General features: G+C 72.2%; 16 protein-coding genes and 2 tRNA genes. 13 read left to right on the top strand and 5 right to left on the bottom strand.

All coding sequences use genetic code 11. The annotated features are described in order from the left end of the window. Positions 1-114 precede the first annotated feature (114 nt). The 4 genes from J116_RS08460 (at position 115) to J116_RS08445 (ending at position 4,095) form a co-directional block, all read left to right on the top strand. Positions 115-744: a M48 metallopeptidase family protein gene (locus J116_RS08460; RefSeq protein ID WP_028963835.1), complete on the top strand. Its 630-nt coding sequence runs from the start codon at positions 115-117 to the stop codon at positions 742-744. 118 nt (positions 745-862) lie between these two features. Beyond that, positions 863-2,623 (top strand): TerD family protein, encoded by a 1,761-nt coding sequence (locus J116_RS08455; protein ID WP_023586660.1) that lies wholly within the window; start codon positions 863-865, stop codon positions 2,621-2,623. A 13-nt stretch (positions 2,624-2,636) separates the two neighbouring features. Further along, entirely contained in the window at positions 2,637-3,317 is a 681-nt protein-coding gene (locus J116_RS08450) for an AIM24 family protein (protein ID WP_023586659.1), read from the top strand. Positions 3,318-3,339: 22 nt separating this feature from the next. After that, on the top strand, positions 3,340-4,095 hold the full coding sequence (locus J116_RS08445) for an AIM24 family protein (RefSeq protein ID WP_023586658.1): 756 nt from the start codon (positions 3,340-3,342) through the stop codon (positions 4,093-4,095). A 77-nt stretch (positions 4,096-4,172) separates the two neighbouring features. Here J116_RS08445 and J116_RS08440 read toward each other — a convergent pair whose 3' ends face one another. Then, entirely contained in the window at positions 4,173-4,691 is a 519-nt protein-coding gene (locus J116_RS08440; protein ID WP_023586657.1) for an NUDIX hydrolase, read from the bottom strand. Continuing rightward, positions 4,688-6,139: a zinc-dependent metalloprotease gene (locus J116_RS08435; RefSeq protein WP_023586656.1), complete on the bottom strand. Its 1,452-nt coding sequence runs from the start codon at positions 6,137-6,139 to the stop codon at positions 4,688-4,690. Before J116_RS08435 ends, J116_RS08440 begins: the two co-directional genes overlap by 4 nt. Before the next feature lie 190 nt (positions 6,140-6,329). Here J116_RS08435 and J116_RS08430 point away from each other — a divergent pair, with 190 nt between their 5' ends. From J116_RS08430 to J116_RS08420, 4 genes are all read left to right on the top strand, one after another. Continuing rightward, positions 6,330-7,439, top strand: a complete 1,110-nt coding sequence (locus tag J116_RS08430) for an SDR family oxidoreductase (protein ID WP_023586655.1) — start codon at positions 6,330-6,332, stop codon at positions 7,437-7,439. A 78-nt stretch (positions 7,440-7,517) separates the two neighbouring features. Beyond that, positions 7,518-7,979, top strand: a complete 462-nt coding sequence (locus tag J116_RS08425; RefSeq protein ID WP_023586654.1) for a molybdenum cofactor biosynthesis protein MoaE — start codon at positions 7,518-7,520, stop codon at positions 7,977-7,979. Between the two features lie 118 nt (positions 7,980-8,097). Next, on the top strand, positions 8,098-8,268 hold the full coding sequence (locus tag J116_RS30095; protein WP_023586653.1) for a hypothetical protein: 171 nt from the start codon (positions 8,098-8,100) through the stop codon (positions 8,266-8,268). Between the two features lie 61 nt (positions 8,269-8,329). Then, positions 8,330-9,418: a YlbL family protein gene (locus J116_RS08420; RefSeq protein WP_023586652.1), complete on the top strand. Its 1,089-nt coding sequence runs from the start codon at positions 8,330-8,332 to the stop codon at positions 9,416-9,418. Positions 9,419-9,561: 143 nt separating this feature from the next. On the opposite strand, the gene J116_RS08415 is transcribed toward J116_RS08420, so the two are convergent. Then, a complete protein-coding gene (locus tag J116_RS08415) occupies positions 9,562-10,119 on the bottom strand; it encodes a PPA1309 family protein (protein ID WP_023586651.1) in 558 nt (185 codons plus the stop codon). A 154-nt stretch (positions 10,120-10,273) separates the two neighbouring features. Here J116_RS08415 and J116_RS08410 point away from each other — a divergent pair, with 154 nt between their 5' ends. The 4 genes from J116_RS08410 (at position 10,274) to J116_RS08395 (ending at position 15,784) form a co-directional block, all read left to right on the top strand. Then, positions 10,274-13,282 carry a UPF0182 family membrane protein gene (locus J116_RS08410; RefSeq protein ID WP_023586650.1) on the top strand — a complete coding sequence of 1,003 codons (3,009 nt, stop codon included), beginning with the start codon at positions 10,274-10,276 and terminating at the stop codon, positions 13,280-13,282. Positions 13,283-13,444: 162 nt separating this feature from the next. Beyond that, positions 13,445-13,518 (top strand) — tRNA-Met (locus J116_RS08405). Positions 13,519-13,729: 211 nt separating this feature from the next. Further along, positions 13,730-15,661 (top strand): tetratricopeptide repeat protein, encoded by a 1,932-nt coding sequence (locus J116_RS08400; protein ID WP_028963834.1) that lies wholly within the window; start codon positions 13,730-13,732, stop codon positions 15,659-15,661. Positions 15,662-15,710: 49 nt separating this feature from the next. Next, positions 15,711-15,784: transfer RNA gene (locus tag J116_RS08395), tRNA-Met, on the top strand. 153 nt (positions 15,785-15,937) lie between these two features. On the opposite strand, the gene J116_RS08390 is transcribed toward J116_RS08395, so the two are convergent. Beyond that, positions 15,938-16,354: a Fur family transcriptional regulator gene (locus tag J116_RS08390; protein ID WP_023586648.1), complete on the bottom strand. Its 417-nt coding sequence runs from the start codon at positions 16,352-16,354 to the stop codon at positions 15,938-15,940. Positions 16,355-16,498: 144 nt separating this feature from the next. On the opposite strand from J116_RS08390, the gene J116_RS08385 reads away from it, so the two are divergent. Then, positions 16,499-17,950 (top strand): catalase, encoded by a 1,452-nt coding sequence (locus J116_RS08385; RefSeq protein WP_023586647.1) that lies wholly within the window; start codon positions 16,499-16,501, stop codon positions 17,948-17,950. Between the two features lie 104 nt (positions 17,951-18,054). Here the strand turns inward: J116_RS08385 and J116_RS08380 are convergent, their stop codons facing one another. Continuing rightward, entirely contained in the window at positions 18,055-18,471 is a 417-nt protein-coding gene (locus J116_RS08380) for a CBS domain-containing protein (protein WP_023586646.1), read from the bottom strand. Positions 18,472-18,515 lie beyond the last annotated feature (44 nt).

Below are 18,515 nucleotides of genomic sequence, written 5' to 3'. Positions count from 1 at the left end.
CGCCGTCCACAGAGCCGGTCCTCTCGTCGTACGAATGCCTCGGCCTGTGGACAAGCGGTGTGCGTCATCCGCCGGGGACGGGGCTTCGACCGGTCCGCCCGGTACGGTCGTGGGGTGCCCGCCGACCCGCAGACCAGTTCCGCCAGCCCCACCAGTTCCGCCGGCCCGTCTCGCCCCACGGGTACGAAGAGTCCCGCCCCGGACCCGTCCGGTGCGCAGCGGACGCACGCCGTCGAGGTGCGCAGAAGCTCACGGCGCCGCCGCACCGTCTCCGCGTACCGGGAGGGCGACCGGACCATCGTCCTGATCCCCGCCCGGATGTCCGAGGCGGAGGAGCGGCGCTGGGTCGGCCTCATGCTCGACAAGCTCGCCGCCCAGGAGAGCAGACGGCGCCCCGGCGACGCCGAGCTGGCCGAGCGCGCCGAGCGGCTGTCCGGCCAGTACCTCGGCGGGCGCGCCCGGCCCGCGTCCGTGCGCTGGGTCACCAATCAGAACACCCGCTGGGGCTCCTGCACCCCCGCCGAGGGCACCATCCGCCTGTCCCACCGGCTCCAGGGCATGCCCGAATACGTCGTCGACTACGTGCTGCTGCACGAGCTGGCCCATCTGCTCGTCCCCGGACACGGCCCCGACTTCTGGCGGCTCCTGGAGCCGTACCCGAGGACGGAACGCGCGCGGGGATACCTGGAGGGCGTGGTCGCGGCCGACCGTCTGCCACACCCACCGCGCACGGCCGGCGACTGACGATCACCGGCCTTGTACCGAGTCCGTACCGAGCCGGTCGCCGACGTGTCCCGTGTCGGACCCAGCCGTTAGCCTGGCGCGACGCACACCAATCCGGGATGGGGGACGGTCGTAACGCATGTCCAGGGAATTCCAACGGGGCCACAAGGCCCGGATCAGTGATCTCACAGCCGGGACCGATCTGTACGTCGGCGTGCAGATCGCGGGCCCTGGGCTGACCTTCGACATCAGCTGCTTCGGCCTCGACGCCGACGAGCGGCTCTCCGACGACCGGTACTTCGTCTTCTTCAACCAGCCGAAGTCCCCCGAGGAGTCCATCCAGCTGCTCGGCGCGCAGGCCGGGGACACCGAGTCGTTCCGCGTCACGCTGGACCGCGTGCCCGAGGCGATCCACAAGCTGTCCTTCACGGCCACGATCGACGGCGCCGGACAGATGTCGCAGGTGGGGCCGGGGTACATCCGGATCGTCGCGGGCGGCGAGGAGGTCGCGCGCTACGCGTTCAGCGGCGCCGAGTTCTCCACCGAGCGCGCCGTCATGCTGGGCGACTTCTACCGCAAGGACGGCTGGCGCTTCGCCGCTGTCGGCCAGGGCTTCGACGGCGGCCTGGAAGCGCTGCTGAAGAACTTCGGCGGCGAGGTACTGGAGGAGGAGCAGCCCCAGCAGGCGCCGCAGGCCGTGGTCCCGCAGCAGGACGCACCCGGCTTCGCGCCGCCGCCCGGCGGTTCCGTGCCGCCCCAGCAGGCCCAGCCCGCGCCCGGCTTCGCCGCCCCGGCACCGGCCCCCGCGCCCGCACCGCCCCCGGCCGCCGCGCCCGCCCCGGCACCGGTGCACACGCCGCCCCCGGCGCCCGCCCCGGCGCAGCCGCAGCAGCCGCTGCACGCCCAGCCCACCATGGTCGGCCCCGTGACCCCGCAGGCCCCGCCCGCGCCCCACGCGCCCGCGCCCCAGGTCCCGTCCGCGCCCCAGGCCCCCACGCCGCCCCCGGCCCCGTACCCGCAGCAGCACCCGCACCAGCCGCACCACCCCCAGCATCCGCACCAGCCGGGGGCGCCGTACGGCCACGTGCCGGGGCAGACACCGCCGCACGGCGCGCCCGGCCCGTACGGGCAGCCCGCTCCGTACGCCCAGCCGGCCCCAGGCCCGTACGGCCAGCAGCCGCCCATGGGCATGCCGCCCGGCGCCCCGCACGCCCCCGCCCCACACGGCGCCCCGCAGGGCGCCGGGCTCGCCGCCGCGCTCCAGAAGTACCGGGAGACGCCCACCGGCCAGCGCTGGACCTCACAGAACGCGCAGCTCATGCGGGTCGATCTGGCCATGGGCCAGACGCCCGTGCTGGCCCGCCAGGGCAGCATGGTCATGTACCAGGGCAAGGTGGACTTCGGCTACAAGGGCGCCGGGTTCGCCGGGCGCATCGTCGGCAACGCCACGGGCCAGGAGATGCAGCTGATGCGCTGCACCGGCCGCGGCCAGGTGTTCCTCGCCGAGAACAGCGCCCATCTGCACCCCATCGAGCTCCAGGGCGACGGCATCTGCGTGTCCGCCGAGAACGTCCTCGCGTTCGACGAGTCGCTGCACCACGAGGTCCGCCGCGTCGAGGGCCACGGCATCCCCGGCGGCGCCCTGTTCACCATGCTGTTCCAGGGCACCGGCACCGTCGTCGTCAAGACGCAGGGCATCCCGGTCGTCCTGCCGGTCACGCCGACCACGTTCGCCGACTGCAACGCCGTCGTGGCCTGGTCGGCCGCCTCGCAGGTGGTGCTTTCCAGCCAGGTCCGGCTGCGCCGCAACGCCTACCCGGGGCACAGCGGCGAGACCGTGAACCTCCAGTTCCGGGGCGCCCCCGGAAACTTCATCGTCGTCCAGCCGTACGAGGTCTGAGGGAGCCCGAAGAATGAACCAGCAACTCGCGGGCTACGCCCCCACCGCGGTGACCGCCCGCATGGAGAACCACGGCAGCGCCATGCTGAAGGTCGCCATGGCCACCGGCCAGGACCTGTTCGCCCGCACCGGGTCCGTCGTCGCGTACGAGGGCTTCGTCCAGTACGAGCCGAACCCGCCCGCCGTGCGGCAGATCGCCTCCGCGTGGGTCACCGGCGAGGGCGCGCCCCTGATGAAGTGCTCCGGCGACGGCCTGCTGTACCTGGCCGACTACGGCGCCGACGTGGTCGTCGTCCACCTCGACAACGACGCCCTGTCCGTCAACGGCACCAATCTGCTGGCCTTCGACGCGCACCTCCAGTGGGGCGTCGAGCGGGTCAAGGGCATGGCCAAGTTCGCGGGCCAGGGCCTGTGGAACGTGCAGGTCACCGGGACGGGCTGGGTCGCGCTCACCTCGCGCGGCACGCCCATCGTCGTCGACTGCGGCCGCGGCGACGACGAGACGTACGTGGACCCGGACGCGCTCGTCGCCTGGTCGCCGGCGCTGAAGGTGAAGGGCAAGCGCAGCTTCAAGGCGGGCTCCCTGATCGGCAGGGGCAGCGGCGAGGCGTACCAGATGGCCTTCTCGGGCCAGGGCATCGTCGTCGTCCAGCCGAGCGAGGACAGTACCGACCGCCTGCGGATCCGGCACTGAGCCAGGGGGAGCGAAACAGATCATGCAGAGCCCGCTTTTCAGCTACACGGAACAGCAGAGCCAGGACCGGTACACCGTGCAGAACCCGCAGCTGCTGCGGGTGGCGCTCACCGGCCACGACGACGTCCTCGCCCGAAAGGGCGCCATGGTGGCCTACCAGGGCCTGATGGACTTCGACGGCGAGTACCAGAACCAGAATCAGCGCACCGCCCGCGCCCGCACCGGCGAGGGGCTCGACCTGATGCGCTGCTCCGGGCAGGGCACCGTCTACCTCGCCAACCTGGCGCAGTACATCCACGTCGTGGACGTGGACCAGGACGGGCTGACGGTGGACAGCGCCTATGTGCTGGCGCTCGACTCGACGCTGCACACCGAGGTCATCGCCGTGGACAGCCAGTACGGCATCTCCGGCTCCGGCAAGTACCAGCTGAACATCTCCGGCCGCGGTCAGGTCGCGCTCATGACGTCCGGCCAGCCGCTGATGCTCCAGGTCACCCCGGACAAGTACGTCAACGTGGACGCGGACGCCGTCGTCGCCTGGTCGTCGTCGCTGCGCGTCCAGATGCAGGCCCAGACGCACTCGTCGAACATCCGCAGGCGCCGGGGCAACACGGGTGAGGGCTGGGAGCTGAACTTCCTCGGTCAGGGCTTCGCGCTGGTCCAGCCCAGCGAGGTCATGCCGCCGCAGAACGCCCAGATCGGACAGGGCGCCGCCGCCCAGTTCGGCGTCGGCCAGCACGGCGCGCACGGCCAGAACCAGAACAACGCCTGGAACTGACCGGCCGAGACGGCAGGTGAGGGGTGGCCTCCCCGGAGGCCGCCCCTCACCCGTGACCGAGGCCCGGGCCGAGTCGCCTACAAGCGGGCCCGCGTCCGCTCCAGCAGCCGGACCACCGACTCGTCGGCGACCGAGGCCACCTCGTCGTACGCGAACCAGCGCAGGTCCAGCGACTCGTCGCTGATCGCCTCCACCGCGCCCGGCGGGGCCACCGCCGCGTACTGCACGTCCAGGTGCCAGGCGCACGGCGTCAGGTGCCGGTCCAGCCGCACCGGGCCGCCAGGCAGCAGCGTCAGACCCGGGATGCCGGACTCCTCCGTGCCCTCACGCAGCGCCGCCAGGGCCATCGTGCGGTCCTCGGGCTCGCAGTGGCCGCCCATCTGGAGCCACATGCGCAGCTTCCGGTGCAGGGTCAGCAGCACCCGGCCGCGCTCCGGGTCCACTACCAGCGCGCTCGCCGTCAGGTGCCCGGCGGCGCAGGGCTTCCACATCGCGTCGTCCCCGTGCGCCGCGAGGTGGTCCAGGTACAGGTCGCGCAGCTCGGCCTGGTCCTCGTACCCCTTCAGGACGAGGACCGCGTCGTCGTACAGGCTCACTCGCCGCTGCCGCCGTCCTTGCCGTCCTTGCCAGGACCGCCGTCGCCGCCGCCCTCGCCGTCCGAGTCGCCCTCGCCGTCCGCGTCGTCCTCGTCCGGCCGGTTGGCGGCCTCGCCGAGCATCTTGTCCAGCTCGGAGAAGTCCAGGTGCTCCCGGTGCACGAAGCCGTCCGGGTCGTCCAGGTCCGTGGCCGTCGGCAGCATGTCGGGGTGCGCCCACAGGGCGTCCCGGCCGTCCACGCCGCGCGCGTCGGTCAGCGACGCCCACAGACGCGAGGCGTCCCGCAGGCGGCGCGGCCGCAGCTGGAGGCCGATCAGCGTCGCGAAGGTCTGCTCGGCGGGGCCACCTGAGGCGCGGCGGCGGCGCAGCGTCTCCCGCAGCGCGTCCGCCGAGGACAGCCGGGAACCGGCCGCCGCGTGGACCACCGCGTCCACCCAGCCCTCGACCAGCGCGAGTGCCGTCTCCAGCCGGGCCAGGGCCGCCTTCTGCTCGGCCGTGTCCTCCGGCTGGAACATGCCCTGCTGAAGTGCTTCCTGGAGCTGCTCCGGATTCGACGGGTCGAGCTGCGCGACCGCGTCCTCCAGCTTGGACGTGTCTACCTTGATCCCGCGCGCGTAGCCCTCGACCGCGCCGAACAGGTGCGAGCGCAGCCACGGCACATGGGCGAAGAGCCGCTGGTGGGCGGCCTCGCGCAGCGCCAGGTACAGCCGCACCTCGTCCAGTGGGACGCTCAGGTCACGGCCGAAGGCGGTCACGTTCAGCGGGAGCAGCGCGGCCTTCCCGGCCGGGCCGAGCGGCAGGCCGATGTCGGTCGAACCGACCACCTCGCCCGCCAGCACGCCCACGGCCTGGCCGATCTGCTGGCCGAACATGGCGCCGCCCATGGAGCGCATCATGCCGATCAGCGGGCCCGCCATGGCCTGCATCTCCTGCGGCAGCACATCGCCCATGGCCGTGCCGACGCGCTCCGCGACCGGATCGACCAGCTGCTGCCACGCGGGCAGCGTCGCCTCGACCCACTCCGCGCGCGACCAGGCGACCGCGGTGGCCGAACCGGAGGGCAGGGACGTCACGCCGTCCAGCCACAGGTCGGCCAGGCGCACGGCCTCCTCGACGGCCTTCCGATCGGCGGGGCCGACGCTGGCGTCCTTCGTGCCGTCCGGGGTGCCCTGCGAGACGGCCTGGCGGGCGATCTGCTTGGCCATGTCCCAGTTCACGGGACCGCCCTCGTAGCTGAGCATCTGGCCGAGCTGCTGGAAGGCGGCGCCCAGGTCCGCCGGGTTGAAGGACCCGAACATCGCGGCGAACGGGTTGTCCGCGCCGCCGGGGCCTCCGGGCAGCCCGCCGAACCCGAAGGGGTTGGCACCACCCTCGGGCTTCTTCTTGCCCTCGTCGCCGTCGTCCGGCTCCTCCGGCGGAAGGCCGAATCCGAATGGGGTGTCGCTCACGGGTTTCCTCGGCTCGTTGGGCCGCCGGCCTTGTGCCGACGGCGGTTGCCCGACATCACACCCAGCGTAGACATCCCGGCCGGGTCTGGGGCTCGGTGCTCCGTCCGAGCACCGCCTGCGGCAGGATGGACGCACCTGGTACGTGCGCGTTGTCCGCGTACGTACTGAAGACAACCGCTGGAGACGCCTGGTGAGTTCCCCAGATCCGCAGGTTCGCGCAGCGCGAAACCGTTCAACCCCCTCCGCCGCCCGGGGCCCCGTCGTCGCGGTCACCGGAGCCGCGTCCGGCGTCGGCGACCTGCTGACCCGGCGCCTCGTCGCGTCCGAGGAGATCAAGCAGGTCGTAGCCATCGACGAGCGCCGCGGCGACGTGGCGGAGGCCCGCTGGCACATCCTCGACGTGCGGGACCCGGCCATCGCCGAGAAGCTGCGCGGCGCGGACGTCGTGGTGCACCTGGCGCTCGACCTCGACCTGGAGACCGACGCCGCCGCCCGCACGGCGTACAACGTACGCGGTACGCAGACGGTGCTCACGGCCGCCGCGGCGGCGGGGGTACGCCGCGTCGTCCTGTGCACCTCCGCCATGGTGTACGGCGCCCTCCCCGACAACGACATCCCGCTCTCCGAGGACGCCGAGCTGCGGGCCACCGCCGAGGCGACCGGGGTGGGCGACCTGATGGAGATCGAGCGCCTCGCGCGCAGGGCGCCCCGCGCGCACCCGGGGCTCAACATCACCGTCGTACGCCCCGCCATCCTCGTCGGCGGCACCGACACGGCCCTGACCCGCTACTTCGAGTCGCCGCGGCTGCTCGTCGTCGCCGGATCGCGGCCCGCCTGGCAGTTCTGCCACGTCGAGGACCTGGTCAGCGCGCTGGAGTACGCGGCGCTGGAGAAGGTCGACGGCGAGTTCGCGGTCGGCTGCGACGGGTGGCTGGAGCAGGAGGAGGTCGAGGAGCTCAGCGGCATCCGGCGCATGGAGCTGCCGTCGGCGGTCGCCCTGGGCGCGGCGGCCCGGCTGCACCGCATCGGCCTCACCCCGTCGCCCGCGGGCGACCTCGCGTACACGATGCACCCCTGGGTGGTGAGCGTCGGGCGGCTCCACGACGCGGGCTGGCGGCCGTCCTGGACCAACGAGGAGGTGCTGGCCGCGCTCCTGGAGGAGGTCGCGGGACGGCACACCGTCGCGGGCCGCCGCCTGGGCCGCAAGGACGCCACGGCGGCGGGAGCGGCGGGCGCCACGGTCGCGCTGCTCGGCACGGCGGCCCTCGTCCGCCGGGCCCGCCGCCGCAGGGGGCTGTAGGAGGCTCCAAGACGGGGGCGGTGTCCGCCGGGTGAACCGGCAATTCCATGGAGCGGGGGCGTGCGGCACGATGGGGGCATGGCTGCCCTCTACGACCACCCCGGCGAGCGCGCCGCCGACCAGCCGGTCCGGCTGCTGGCGATCCGCGACACGCCGCTCTCCCTGGACGAGGTGTTCCGGGCCGTCGGCGACGACGCCGCCGGCGGCACCGCCCTCTTCGTCGGGACCGTCCGCAACCACGACGGCGGCGCCGACGTGGACGCCCTCGGCTACTCCAGCCACCCCACCGCCGAGGCCGAGCTGCGGCGCGTGGCGGAGAAGGTCGTCGCCGACTTCCCCGTACGCGCCCTCGCCGCCGTCCACCGGGTGGGCGACCTGGCCGTGGGGGACCTCGCCGTGGTCGTCGCCGTGTCGTGCCCGCACCGCGCGGAGGCGTTCGCGGCGTGCCGGAAGCTGATCGACGACCTCAAGCACGAGGTGCCGATCTGGAAGCACCAGCGCTTCTCCGACGGCACCGAGGAGTGGGTCGGCTCCTGCTGATCCGCGCAGCCCGCCGCCCCGCCCCCGATTTGCGTAACCGTCTCCCCGGCAGCAGCGTTGAGACGACAGCTGGTTAATCTGCTGATCAGCCAGTCGCTTTCACTACGGGGAGGTTGTGATGGCAGCACTCGCCTGGTTGCTGATTCCGCTGTCGGCTGCCGTCGGCGCCGCGATATGGGGCGGCTGGGCCGCGCGGAGCCGTACCACCGAGGACATAGCCGAGCTGGACGGCTACGCGCGTTTCCGCGACGCGATGGACAAGACCCACGCCAGCCGCGAATCCGTCTGACGATCACCCCGGACGGCGGCCCCGAGGGTGCACTGACGGACCGGTCCCGTACTGTCGTTCCATGCCACGCCGCACCGCGACGCTGCTCGCCGCCACCCTCTCCCTCATCGCGCTGCTCTGCGCGGGAGTGCTCATCCCGGTGCCCTACTCCGAGATGAGCCCCGGGCCGACGGTCAACACGCTCGGTGACTCCGGCGGCGAGCCGGTCCTGCGGATCTCCGGCCACGAGACGTACCCGACGTCCGGCCACCTCAACATGACGACCGTCAGAGTCACCGGTGCGGAGTACAGGATGAACATCGTCGAGGCCGTCGCCGGATGGCTCGCCGACGACAGCGTGGTCGTCCCGCACGAGACGCTCTACCCGAACGGCAAGACCGAGGAGCAGTCCACGCAGGAGAACGCCGAGGAGTTCAGCCAGTCCCAGGAGAGCGCCCGCGTGGCCGCGCTCCGGCAGCTGCGCCTCCCCGTGGCGACGCGCGTGGTCGTCTCGTCCGTCCAGAAGGGCAGCCCCGCCGAGGGCAGACTGCACGCGGGGGACGTGATCAAGTCGGTGGACGGCGTGCCCGTACGGGAGCCCAAGGACGTGGCGGCCGTCGTCACCAAGCGGAAGCCCGGCGCCCCCGTGGACTTCACCATCGTCCCCGCCAAGGACGCCGCCGCGGCGGAGAAGGCCGGCCGTGAGCCGACCACCACCGAGGAGATCACGGTCAGGACCAAGCGGGCGGGCGACGCGGACCGGGCGATCGTCGGCATCCAGGCCGGCACCGACCACACGTTCCCGTTCCAGATCGACATCAAGCTGGACGACGTCGGCGGGCCGAGCGCCGGACTGATGTTCGCGCTCGGCATCGTGGACAAGCTGACCCCCGGCCCGCTGACGGGCGGCCGCTTCGTCGCCGGTACGGGCACGATCGACGAGACGGGCAGGGTCGGCCCCATCGGCGGCATCGAGATGAAGCTGGTCGGCGCCCGCCAGGCCGGGGCCTCGTACTTCCTGACCCCCGCCGCGAACTGCCCGACGGCCGCGGCGGCCACCCCCGACGGGCTGACGCTGATCAAGGTGGACACGATCGCGGACGCGGTGAAGTCGCTGGAGAAGGTCGGCAAGGGAGACACGGCGGGGCTCCCCAGCTGCTCCCGGAGCTGAGCCGGGGGCGGCCCAGGAGAACCTGAGCCGCCTGGCCGCCTGGCCGCCTCACCGCCTGGCCGCAGTCCGGCCGCCGCGTCGCAGCCGGGCACCCCGGCCCAGGACCCAGGCCGCGCAGCCGGGGGCACCCGCCCTGGGCCGTATCAGCCCTCGAACGTCGCCGACAGGGCCTCCGCGAGCCCCGGCACCAGGTCGGAGCCGGTCAGGACCTCCGTCGGGGAGTCCTTCTCGCGCAGCCGGATCGCCGACTCGCGCGCCCCGTCCCGCAGCACGGCCACCGTCATCCGCACCTCCTGCCGGTCCGGGTGGGCGGCCACCCATCTGGCCAGCCCCGCCTCGTCCAGGCCGTCGGGCACGGAGCCCTCGGCGGACGGCGGGAGCATCAGCCGCTCCACGGTGAGGGCGCAGCCGGTGACCGCGTCGGGCCAGGCGACCGTCGCGAGGAACTCGTCCAGCGGGGCGCCGGACGGCAGCTCGTCCTGCTCGATCGGGGTGAGGGGCGCGGCCGCCTCGTCGGAGTCGAGCCCGAGCTGGGCGGCCAGCTCCGGCTCGTCGGCGCGCAGCCGCGCCGTGTCCACCAGGGCGAACAGGCGGGCCGGCTGGTCCCAGCCGAGCCCCGCCGCGTACTCGTCGATTTCGAGGACCGCGCGTGTGAGCGGACTGGCGGCCATCGGAGGGCCGGAGGGAGAAACATTGGACATGGTCAATATCCTGCCTCTTCTCGACCCGAAGACGGGAACCAGGTAAAGCCTTAGTAAGTTGCATCAGTGGGGCCCCGTGTTCACCGGGGCGCCATCGCACCACACAGGCAGCACACACGACCGCGAACTCGAGGGGCGCACGTTGGCTTTCCAGATGCCGGACCGCGGCGGAGGCCCGACCGGGCCACGGATCAGAGTCGGCCGGCCGTCCCGGCGGGCCCGCACCCTGCTCATGACGCTGGGGGTGCTGGCCGTCCTGGCCATGCTCTTCGTCATGTTCGCCGGGTTCTGGACGGACTGGCTCTGGTACCGGTCCGTCGAATACTCGTCCGTCTTCACCACGACGTTGTGGACCAAGGTCGGCATGTTCGCCGTCTTCGGTCTCCTGATGGGCCTCGCCGTCGGGCTGAACATCTGGCTCGCGCACCGGCTGCGGCCGCCGCTGAGCGCGATGTCGCTGGAGCAGCAGAGCCTCGACCGTTACCGCATGGGAGTCGCCCCCTACAAGAAGTGGGTCCTCCTCGCGATCACGGCGCTGGTCGGCCTGATCGCCGGCGCGTCCGCCTCGGGCCAGTGGCGCACCTGGCTGATGTGGATCAACGGCGTCCCGTTCGGTGAGAAGGACCCGCAGTTCGGGATGGACGTCGCGTTCTACGCGTTCGACCTGCCCTGGTACCGGTTCCTGCTCGGGTTCGGCTTCGCGGCCACGGTGCTGTCGCTGATCGCGGCGGCGCTCACCCACTACCTGTACGGCGGGCTGCGCGTCACCAGCCCGGGCGCCCGCGCCACGGCCGCGGCCACGGGCCACCTGTCGGTGCTGCTCGGCGTGTTCGTGTCGCTGAAGGCCGTCGCGTACTGGCTCGACCGGTACGGCCTGGCGGTGAAGTCCAGCGACTTCAAGGCGACGGGCAACTGGACGGGCCTGCGGTTCGTCGACGCCAACGCCTACCTGCCGGCCAAGACGATCCTGTTCTGCATCGCGGTGATCTGCGCCCTGCTGTTCTTCGCGACGCTGTGGCGCCGCACCTGGCAGCTGCCGGTCATCGGCTTCGGCCTGATGGTCCTGTCGGCGATCCTGATCGGCGGGCTGTACCCGGCGATCGTGCAGAAGTTCCAGGTCCAGCCGAACGAGCAGGCCAAGGAAGCGCCGTACATCAAGAAGAACATCGAGGCGACGCGCAAGGCGTACGCGATCGACACGACGGTCCCCGAGAACTACTCGGGCAAGGCGACCGTCAAGGCGAAGGAGCAGCTGCGCAAGGACTCGGACGCGGCGGCCAGCTACCGGCTCGTGGACCCGAACATCGTCTCGCCGACGTTCCAGCAGCTGGAGCAGAAGCGGAAGTACTACCAGTTCCCCGTCACGCTCGACGTCGACCGGTACCAGGGCAAGGACACCGTCGTCGGCCTGCGCGAGCTGAACATCAAGGGCATCCCGAAGCGGAACTGGATCAACGACCACTTCACCTACACCCACGGCTTCGGCGCGATCATGGCCACGGGCACCTCGGTGGACGCCACGGGCTCCCCGGTCTTCACCGAGAGCGGCCTGCCGACCACCGGCCAGATGCCCAAGTACGAGCAGCGGATCTACTACGGCGAGAAGACCGAGCAGTACTCGATCGTCGGCGGCCCGCAGAAGGAGCTCGACTACGAGGCCAACGGCGAGCGCACCACCAGCTACCGCGGTGACAGCGGCGTCAGCCTGTCCAACGCCTTCAACCGCGCCGCGTACGCCGTGGCGTTCAGCGAGCCGCAGATCCTGTACTCGGGGGCCATCGGCGACGGTTCGCGCATCCTCTACAACCGCACGCCGAAGCAGCGCGTCGAGGCGGTCGCCCCCTGGCTGACCATCGACGGCGACGCGTACCCGGCCGTGGTCGGCGGCCGCATCCAGTGGATCGTGGACGCGTACACGACGACCAACGGCTACCCGTACGCCTCCCGTACGACCCTCGGTGACAGCACGGCGGACTCGCTGACCGCGGGCAACCAGACCCGCACGGTCGTCGCCCAGCAGAACCAGGTCAACTACATCCGCAACTCGGTGAAGGCCACCGTGGACGCCTACGACGGCACGGTGAAGCTGTACCAGTGGGACACCAAGGACCCGGTCCTCAGGACCTGGATGAAGGCGTTCCCCGGCACGGTGCAGCCCAAGAGCGCCATCAGCGACGAGCTGAAGTCCCACCTGCGGTACCCGCAGGACATGTTCAAGGTCCAGCGCGAGCTGCTCACCCGGTACCACGTGCGCGACGCCGCGCAGTTCTACAGCGGCTCCGACGCCTGGCAGGTGCCGGCCGACCCGACGAAGAAGGACGGCAACGCGGTCCCGCCGTACTACCTGAGCATGAAAATGCCCGGGGACACGCAGCAGCGGTTCTCGCTGACGACGACGTTCACCCCCAACGGGCGGCCCAACCTGGGCGCGTTCATGGCCGTGGACGCCGACGCGACCAGCAAGGACTACGGCCGGATAAGGCTGTTGAGGGTCACGTCCGAGGTGCCGGGCCCCGCGCAGGTGCAGAGCAAGCTCAACAGCCTCCCCGACGTGGCGACGTTCGTCCGCGACATGAAGGGCGCCGACTCGGAGATCGAGTACGGCAACCTGCTCACCGTGCCGCTGGACGGCGGGTTCCTGTACGTCGAGCCGGTCTACGCCCAGGGCCGCAGCGCGCTCTACCCGCTGCTGAAGAAGGTGGCCGTCTCGTACATCGACGCGAGCAAGCCTGAGGGCGACGCCACGAAGGACACGACGGTGTTCGAGAACAGCCTCACGGACGCGCTGAACGCGGTGTTCGGGGTGGAGGGCGAGACGCCCACGACCCCGCCGTCGGACACCCCGCAGGAGCCGAGGCCCCCGGCCACCGGCGAGGAGGGGCTCAAGCGGGCCATCGCGGACGCCCAGAAGGCGTTCAACGACGGTGAGGCGGCGCTGAAGAAGGGCGACTGGGAGGCGTACGGCAAGGCGCAGCAGGCCCTCCAGGAGGCGCTGGAGCAGGCCGCCAAGGCCGACGCCGAACGCAAGGCCACCGACCAGAAGCCAGCACCTGGCCAGCAGCCGTCACCCGCCCCGTCGGCACCTGCCGCCCCATCGGCACCGGCCACTCCGTCGGCACCTGCCGCCCCATCGGCACCTGCCGCGCCGGGCGGTACCGGCTGACCGGTCGCGGCCCCCGGGCCGGGCGGCCCTCGTGGGTCAACCCACGAGGGTCACCCGACCAGGGCATTCGCGCGGGTGTCCGGCCAGGGCACCCGCGGGGGAGCCCGACGAGGGGCCGCGCGAGGCTCCTCCCGCGCCGTGGTACGGTTGGTAACACAACGGCGCGGGGTGGAGCAGCTCGGTAGCTCGCTGGGCTCATAACCCAGAGGTCGCAGGTTCAAATCCTGTCCCCGCTACTGAAAAACCAGGGCCCGGATCTCCTTCACAGGGGATCCGGGCCCTGGTCATGTGCGGACTCCGTTTCGTCCGTCCCAAAGCCGTGTCCGGCTAGGGGAGTTGGCGCGCGACGTGTTTGACTTGTCTCTCTGTGGGCATGTCGACAAAACGCTGAAGTGACCTCACTGGCTGCGGTATACCAGGGGTAGGCGGGACGCGGGTGGTGCGACGATGGAATGCATGGGGGACAGGGCGACGCTGTTGGAGACTGGGCGGTTCGAGCGACAGCACGCCGGAGGGGCCGCGGAGGCGATCGACCACGCCGACGCCGCACCGGAGACCACGGGGGGATGGAACGCCGCCGCGATGGACGCCGCGATGGACTTCGCGGAGGCCACCGCCGACACCGTCGAGACCGAGGCGCGGCACCGCAGCGCCGCCGACGACGGGGACACCGCGTCGATGAGCGTCCTGGGCGCCATGCTGCTGCGCCGCGGCGACCTGGACGGCGCCGAGCCCTATCTGCGCGCCGCCACCGCCGCGGGTGACCGCGCCGCCGCCAACAATTTGGGTGTCCTCCTCCACCAGCGCGGCTACCCCGACGAGGCCGCCGGCTGGTGGCGCGTCGCCGCCGTCGCCGGTTCCGCCGCCGCCGCCCACGCGCTGGGCCGCCACCACCGCGAGCGCGGCGACGAACCGGCCGCCGAGTACTGGCTGCGCCAGTCCGCCGAGCAGGGCCACGCCCTCGGCGCGTACGCCCTCGCCGACCTCATGGAGCACCGCGGCGACAGGGGCGCCGAGCGCTGGCTGCGCGTCGCCGCCGAGCAGGGCCACCGCGAGGCCGCGTACCGCCTCGCGCGCGCCCTGGAGCGGCAGGCCGCCAAGGACCCGACGGACACCCTCACCGGGATGGTCGTCACCGGCGACGCCGTGCCGCCGGACGAGAGCGCCGACACGGACGACAGCGTCGAGCAGTGGTACCGCCAGGCCGCCGCGCGCGGCCACCGCAGGGCCGCGCTGCACCTCGGCGCCATCCTGGAGAAGCGCGGCGAGGTCAAGGAGGCCGGCCGCTGGTACCTGATGGCCGCCAAGGACGGCGAGCCGCGCGCGGCGTGCGCCCTCGGCTTCCTGCTGCGCGACGCGGGCGACGAGGAGAGCGCCGCCGTGTGGTGGCTGCGCGCCGCCCAGGACGGCGACGGCAACGCCGCCAACGCGCTCGGCGCCCTGCATGCCGCGCGCGGTGAGTACCAGACCGCCGAGCGCTGGTACCGGGCCGCCACGGACGCCGGGGACGTGAACGGCGCCTACAACCTGGGCCTGCTGTTCGCCGCCCAGGGCCGCACCGCCCAGGCCGAGCAGTGGTACCGCCGCGCCGCCTACGCCGGGCACCGCGAGGCCGCCAACGCCCTGGCGATCCTCCTGCTCCAGGCGGGCGACCCGCACGGGGCGGAGCCCTGGTTCTCCAAGGCCGCCGAGGCGGGCAGCGTCGACGCCGCGTTCAACCTCGGCATCCTCTACGCGGGCCGCGACGACGACCGTACGGCCCTGAGCTGGTACGAGCGCGCCGCGGCGGCCGGGCACACCGAGGCCGCCCTCCAGGTCGGCATGGCCCGGCTCCGCGACGGCGACGAGGAGGAGGCCGAGCGGCACCTGCGGTGCGCGGCGGGCAGCGGCAGCGCCGAGGCGGCGTTCCGGCTCGCCACCGTGCTGGACGCGCGGCAGCCGCCGCCCGAGCCGCACACGCTCGGCCAGCCGCAGCTGCCGAAGACCGAGTGCGAGGAGTGGTACGAGCGTGCCGCCGAGCAGGGCCACCGGCGCGCCCAGGTGCGGGTCGGCATGCTCGCCGCCGCGCGCGGCGACGTGGCGGAGGCCGCCCGCTGGTACCGGGAGGCCGCCGAGGCCGGCAGCCGCAACGGCGCGTTCAACCTGGGCCTGCTGCTCGCCCGCGACGGCAACGAGCGGGAGGCCGCCCTGTGGTGGAGCCGCGCCGCGCGGGCCGGGCACGGGCGTGCCGCGCTGCGGCTGGCGCTGCTGGCCGCCCGGCGCGGCGAACTGGCCGAGGGGCGGCGGTGGTGCGCCCGCGCCGTGGAGCTCGGTCCGGCGGAGGTCGCCGAGCGGGCGGCCCGGCTGAGCGAGGCGCTGCACCAGGAGCTGACCGCGTAGTGAGTGATTTGCGCTGGTCCACGCAGTCCCGTAAGGTGGTGTTCACCGACGCGGGGTGGAGCAGCTCGGTAGCTCGCTGGGCTCATAACCCAGAGGTCGCAGGTTCAAATCCTGTCCCCGCTACTGAAACCGAAGGCCGGGCCCTATGGGTCCGGCCTTCGGCGTTTCTCCCGTCGCCGCCCACGCTCCGGCGGTTGCCGAAAAGGCCCGTACAGCGAGAGGCCCCCGGTGCGCGATGCGCGCCGGGGGCTTCGTGCGTCGTGTTGTACGCCGCTGTCAGGCGCCCGCGCAGGACGGGCAGAGGCCGCGGTACGTGACCTCCACGTCGGAGATCGTGAAGCCGAAGCGCTCCGAGTCCGGCAGGTCCGACAAGGGGTTGCCCGTCGGGTGGACATCGCGGATCGCGCCGCAGCGCGCGCACACCAGGTGGTGGTGCGGGCGGTGGGCGTTCGGGTCGTACCGCTTGGCGCGGCGGTCCGTGGACACCTCGAGGACCTCGCCCAGGCTGACCAGCTCGCCGAGCGTGTTGTACACGGTCGCGCGGGAGATCTCGGGCAGTCGCTCGGCCGCGCGCGCGTGGACCTCGTCGGCGGTCAGGTGGACATGGTCTCCGTCCAGGACCTCGGCCACGACGCGACGCTGCGCGGTCATCCGCCAGCCGCGGCCGCGCAGGCGTTCCAACAGGTCACTCATGCGTTTCAGCCTAACAGGCGGGGGACCCAAGTCCCGAACGGGTGTGGCTTTGGATGTGGGCTTGACTTAGACAATGTCCATTGTAGGATCGGGAACGGCTTTGGCCAAGGGACAGGACTTTTTGCCGCTACGCAGGAGGCGCACGTGACGCAGGGACCGCTCACCACGGAGGCCGGGGCGCCGGTCGCCGACAACCAGAACAGCGAGACCGCGGGCATCGGCGGCCCGGTTCTGGTCCAGGACCAGCTCCTGCTGGAGAAGCTCGCCCACTTCAACCGCGAGCGCATACCGGAGCGGGTCGTCCACGCGCGCGGCGCCGGCGCCTACGGCACGTTCACCGTGACCGCCGACGTGACGCCGTACACGCGGGCGCGCTTCCTCTCCGAGATCGGCAAGGAGACCGAGGTCTTCCTGCGCTTCTCGACCGTCGCGGGCAACCTGGGCGCGGCGGACGCGGTGCGCGACCCGCGCGGTTTCGCGGTGAAGTTCTACACCGAGGAGGGCAACTACGACCTCGTCGGCAACAACACCCCGGTGTTCTTCATCAAGGACGCCATCAAGTTCCCCGACTTCATCCACACCCAGAAGCGCGACCCGTACACGGGCTCGCAGGAGGCGGACAACGTCTGGGACTTCTGGAGCCTGTCGCCGGAGTCCACGCACCAGGTGACGTGGCTGTTCGGCGACCGCGGCATCCCGGCCAGCTACCGCCACATGGACGGCTTCGGTTCGCACACGTTCCAGTGGAACAACGAGGCCGGCGAGGTCTTCTGGGTCAAGTACCACTTCAAGACCGACCAGGGCATCAAGAACCTCACGCAGGCCGAGGCCAACAAGCTGGCCGGTGAGGACCCGGACTCCCACCAGCGCGACCTGCGTCAGTCGATCGAGCGCGGCGAGTACCCGTCGTGGACGGTGGGCGTGCAGATCATGCCGGCCGCCGACGCCGCGACGTACCGCTTCAACCCGTTCGACCTGACCAAGGTGTGGCCGCACGCGGACTACCCGATCCACTGGTTCGGCAAGATGGAGCTGAACCGCAACCCGGAGAACGTCTTCGCCGAGGTCGAGCAGTCGATCTTCTCCCCGGCGCACTTCGTGCCCGGCATCGGCCCGTCGCCCGACAAGATGCTCCAGGGCCGCCTCTTCGCGTACGGCGACGCCCACCGCTACCGCGTCGGCATCAACGCCGACCACCTGCCGGTGAACCGCCCGCACGCCACCGAGGCGCGCACCAACAGCCGGGACGGCTACCTGTACGACGGCCGCCACAAGGGCGCCAAGAACTACGAGCCGAACAGCTTCGGCGGCCCGCACCAGACCGACCGCCCGCTGTGGCAGCCGGTCCCGGTGACCGGCGTGACCGGCGACCACGCGGCGCCCGTCCACGCCGAGGACAACGACTTCGTCCAGGCCGGGAACCTCTACCGGCTGATGACGGAGGACGAGAAGAACCGCCTGATCGAGAACCTGGCCGGCTCGATCTCCCAGGTGTCGCGCGAGGACATCGTCGATCGCGCGATCAACAACTTCCGTCAGGCCGACGGAGACTTCGGCAAGCGGCTGGAGGCCGCGGTCCAGGCCCTGCGCGGCTGACAGCACTGGACCGCTTGTCGTTGACCGAGGGCCGGCTCCCTGTGGGGGAGCCGGCCCTCCGGCGTTCCCGCCCGGCCGTCGTACGAACCGGACGGGTGCCGGGATCAGCCGGCCGCGGGGGCCGCGGCGGCCGCGGCCGTGCGCCGACGGGCCGGGGCCCAGCAGCGCAGCACGTCGCGTACGGACACGACCCCGACCGGACCGCGCCCGTCGAGGACGATCAGGTGCCGGAAGCCGCCGTGGGCCATCGCCTCGGCCGCCTCCTCCAGCGTCCAGTCCGGCGCCGCGAACACCACGTCCGTGGTCGTGTGGGCCCCGGCGGTCTCCAGGTCCGGGTCCTGCCCGGCGCCCAGGGAGTTGAGGATGTCGCGCTCGGTGAGGATGCCGAGGTGGTGCGCGTCGGGGTCGAGGACGACGGCGGAGCCGACGCGGCGCGCCGACATCAGCGTCGCCGCCTGTCGCAGCGTGTGGGCGGGGCCGATGGTGAGGACCAGGGAACTCATGGCGTCGCGGACGAGCATGGGGGTGCCACCTCCTTGGTGAACGACTTCGAGAAGTCGTTCAC

Origin of the sequence: Streptomyces thermolilacinus SPC6, assembly GCF_000478605.2 — a bacterium.
GTDB classification, from domain to species: domain Bacteria; phylum Actinomycetota; class Actinomycetes; order Streptomycetales; family Streptomycetaceae; genus Streptomyces; species Streptomyces thermolilacinus.
The sequence above is the reverse complement of the archived record's forward strand: the minus strand, read 5'-3'. Positions and strand labels throughout refer to the sequence as shown.